We start from the raw sequence: 4,077 nt of genomic DNA on the forward strand, positions 1-4,077 counted from the left end.
CCGCGCCATGTGGGCCGCCGAGGGCGAGGCCGACATCCGCACCGTCGTCGACACGGCGAGGCTGCGCCTCGGCACCAACACCTTCCAGACCATCCTCAAAACCGTCACCGCCTGACCGCAAAGGACGGTGAACCCAGGGCGTGGGTAATTACCGAAAGAAACCGCATCGACGGCACATGTTCTGACACCGAGCTGCAATAGCGGCTTTAAGCAAATACTGTCCGTATCTCCTGTGTAATGAACGACGATGTCATCGACGGGAATCTTGGCGATCTCGATCAGGCTCCGCGCCCATCTTATCGCCTGTTCCGAAAAGCTCCGCTCTTGATCGATCAGGCACGAAAACCGAATAGGTGACGCCGGCATACACTTGCGATCTACAAATAACTCTTGATACTCCAAGAATACTCCGCTCCCCAGGAAAGCGCAATCGAGGTTGGTTGCAGCAAGACATGTAAAAGGATTGATGCGCGCAGCTGCCGCGCACTGACGTTCGTTCCGCGGTCAAGGTTCCCCGGGCAGGATCAATTCCGCGAGAGAGTCCTTCGAGTTCCCTCCCGCCCGCGGGTGGCGGATCCCTCGCCACCCCCAAGGGCTTGGTACGAACACTGTCTGGTAGCCTGTGTCTCGATCGTCGCCCGACGCTCCGGCTCGCGAGCGCATCGAGAGTTCGGCACCCGCCGCGATCCCGCGGTCCCGCCTCACAGCATGTAGCCGTCGATCCCCTGCCAGGCGGTGCGGTAGACGGCGTCGGGATCGCTGATCAGCCGGTCGCGCTCGGCGAAGATCTTGGTCTCCCGGGTGACCGGGTTGTAAGCAGGCCAGCCGGGGCCGGGATGACCGTCCCGCACGAAGCCCATCCAGTGCCGGCGCATGCGTTCCGCAAGCTTCTGCCGACGGTGGTCCGGAAACAGGCCTAGATAGGTGGAGCGGAACGGCTTCAGGAAGTCCTCGAACAGGAGCGGCAGGTCGACCGAGTGCGTAGCGCCCAGCGAGGCGAGCAGACCCTTCGCCTCCCAGTCGAGGCGGTACATGAAGGTGCGCGGTTCCCGCGCCGCCTGTGCCTCGGCCAGATGGACGGCCGCCATGCGGAACAACAGATCCGTGCCGAAGGCGATATTGCCGCGCCGGTCGTCGCGGTAGAGCCGCGCTATGCGTTCGGCCGCGCCTTCGCCGGCGATGTTCGCGATCCACGTCACCATCTCCTCACGCCCGGTTTCGGCCGGGATGAGGGGCAGGTCGGAGAAGAAGGTGAACTCATCGCGATTCGTGCCGATGATCGTCGGAACCGGCTTCATGCGCCGCAGGAGCTCGCCGATCGACGTCTCCGGCATTTCGGTCCCGTCGAAATAGGGCCGGGCGAGAATGCCGGGATGTTCCTGCGACAGGGAGCGCATCGCCCGGCTGAGATCGCGCGGCTTGAGGGCGAACAGCGCGTCCGGATCGTTCGAGATGCCGAGACTATTCAGGATGGCGCGATTGACGGTGACGGCCTTGTCGCGCGGATAGAAGAGATTGAATGCCCCCGACTGCAGGATCGCCTGCGAGAACAGCGGCTTCGACCGCTCTGAGACGAGATGGAAAGCGACCGAGGCGGCGCCCGCCGACTCCCCGCAGAGCGTCACCCTCCCGGGATCGCCTCCGAAGGCCGCGATGTTCTCGCGCACCCATTCCAGGGCCAGGCGCTGGTCGAGGAGACCGGCATTCGGCTGGAAGCGATCGTCCTCGGGAAACAGCTCGGCGAAGGCGTTGAAGCCGACGAGCCCGAGCCTGTAGTTGAGCGTCACGACGACGGCATCGCCCCGCGCTGCGAGGTCGTCGCCCGGATATTGCGTGCCCGAGCCGATGATGAAGGCACCGCCATGGATGAAGACCAGGACCGGGCGCGAGCCGGACATGTCGGGCGTCCAGACGTTGAGGAACAGGCAGTCCTCGCTGAAGTCGGCCGCTGCGCCCGCGATCTTGGCGAGCGGCCCCGGCATCGAGCGGCGCTGAGGGGCGGATGCGCCATAGGTGTCGGCGTCGAAGAGGGTCTCGAACGGGCGGCGCGGCTCCGGCGCCGCGAACCGCCGCCGGCCGAGCGGCGGTTCGGCGTAGGGAATGCCCAGGAAACGGACCATCTCCGCCTCGCGATAGCCGCGCACGGCTCCGCAGGGCGCCTCGACGCTTACGGGTGCTGCCATCGGATGCTCCGGGATTGGTGTCGATCTTGGTGGGCCGCGGCCGGATGGTGGCGGACATCGTCCGGAATTCGGAGAACCCGCCAGCTTTGCGTCTGTGGAGGCGGGTGTTATAGGGCGCCCTCAGTGTCGGGCATCGTCGAAGAGCCCGTAACCGGGCGGCTTCCCGGCCGCGATTTCATTTCCTAGGAAGGCACCGATGGCAAAGATCAAGGTCGATAACCCGGTCGTGGAACTCGACGGGGACGAGATGACGCGGATCATCTGGCAGTTCATCAAGGACAAGCTGATCCACCCCTATCTCGACATCAATCTCGAATATTACGACCTTGGGATGGAGCATCGCGACGCGACCGACGATCAGGTCACGATCGACGCTGCCAATGCCATCAAGAAGCACGGCGTCGGCGTCAAATGTGCGACGATTACGCCGGACGAGGCCCGCGTCGAGGAGTTCGGGCTGAAGAAGATGTGGCGTTCGCCAAACGGCACGATCCGCAACATCCTCGGCGGCGTCATCTTCCGCGAGCCGATCATCATGAAGAACGTGCCGCGGCTCGTGCCCGGCTGGACCAAGCCGATCATCGTCGGCCGCCACGCCTATGGCGACCAATACCGCGCCACCGACTTCCGCTTCCCCGGCAAGGGCAAGCTGACGATCAAGTTCGTCGGAGAGGACGGCCAGACGATCGAGCACGACGTCTTCGACGCGCCGGCCTCCGGCGTCGCGATGGCGATGTACAATCTCGACGAATCGATCAAGGACTTCGCGCGGGCCTCGTTCAACTACGCCCTGCAGCGCGGCGTGCCCTGCTATTTGTCGACCAAGAACACCATCCTGAAGGCCTATGACGGCCGCTTCAAGGACCTCTTCCAGGAGATCTTCGATGCCGAGTTCAAGAAGGACTTCGACGCCAAGAAGATTACCTATGAGCACCGGCTGATCGACGACATGGTCGCCGCGGCGCTGAAGTGGTCGGGCGGCTATGTCTGGGCGTGCAAGAACTATGACGGCGACGTCCAGTCCGACATCGTGGCGCAGGGCTTCGGCTCGCTGGGCCTGATGACGTCCGTGCTGATGACCCCGGACGGCCAGACCGTCGAGGCCGAGGCCGCGCACGGCACCGTCACCCGGCACTATCGCCAGCACCAGAAGGGCGAGCAGACCTCGACCAACCCCATCGCCTCGATCTTCGCCTGGACCAGGGGCCTTGCCCACCGCGCCAAGCTCGACGGCAACGACGCGCTGGCCGCGTTCGCAAACACGCTGGAGACGGTCTGCATCCAGACGGTCGAGAGCGGTTTCATGACCAAGGATCTGGCGCTGCTGATCGGCCCGGACCAGTCCTGGCTGACGACGACCGGCTTCCTCGACAAGATCGACGAGAACCTCCAGAAGGCGATGGCCTGACGGCGCCTTACGTCAGCACTCTCTAAAGCTTCGAGCGCCCGGCCATGTGCCGGGCGTTTTCGTTTGCTCCGTTATCGTCTATCGCGCCGTCGCTGTGACCAAACCGGATCAGGAGGCGACGTGTATACGCTCATCATCACCACCATCATCTACGTCCATGCGGGACAGGCCGAGGGCCAGAAATTCGACGCCATCCAGTCGATGTCGACGAGCCAGGTCACCGGCTTCGAGGACAAGGCCGCGTGCGAGGCGGCCGCCAAGACCATCGGCGGAACCGGCCTCAACGCCGAGCGCCAGACCGTGTGCGTCGCGCTATAGCATCGGCCCGAAAATCGGGAATCGATTTTCGGGAAGCAAGATGCGTAGATTCAATAAGTTAGAACGTGCTTTGCGCGTCCAAACGGACGCACGGCGCTCTAGAGCATCGGGCAGGAAGTATGAATCGAAGGATTTCCTTTTGATGTGAATGCTGATTCCCTATGGCCG

The 4,077-nt window shown here is 63.6% G+C and carries 3 protein-coding genes; 2 read left to right on the forward strand and 1 reads right to left on the reverse strand.

Translation table 11 applies throughout. The features are described 5' to 3' along the window. Positions 1–701: 701 nt before the first annotated feature. Positions 702–2,183: a carboxylesterase/lipase family protein gene (locus LH400_RS24275; RefSeq protein WP_229156052.1), complete on the reverse strand. Its 1,482-nt coding sequence runs from the start codon at positions 2,181–2,183 to the stop codon at positions 702–704. A gap of 196 nt (positions 2,184–2,379) precedes the next feature. On the opposite strand from LH400_RS24275, the gene LH400_RS24280 reads away from it, so the two are divergent. Beyond that, a complete protein-coding gene (locus LH400_RS24280; protein WP_229156053.1) occupies positions 2,380–3,591 on the forward strand; it encodes an NADP-dependent isocitrate dehydrogenase in 1,212 nt (403 codons plus the stop codon). A 120-nt stretch (positions 3,592–3,711) separates the two neighbouring features. Further along, positions 3,712–3,909, forward strand: coding sequence for a hypothetical protein (locus LH400_RS24285; RefSeq protein ID WP_229156054.1), 198 nt, complete (start codon positions 3,712–3,714; stop codon positions 3,907–3,909). Positions 3,910–4,077 lie beyond the last annotated feature (168 nt).

The sequence above is a fragment of the Jiella soli genome, from assembly GCF_020615385.1.
Classification (GTDB): Bacteria; Pseudomonadota; Alphaproteobacteria; order Rhizobiales; family Rhizobiaceae; genus VKMB-3413.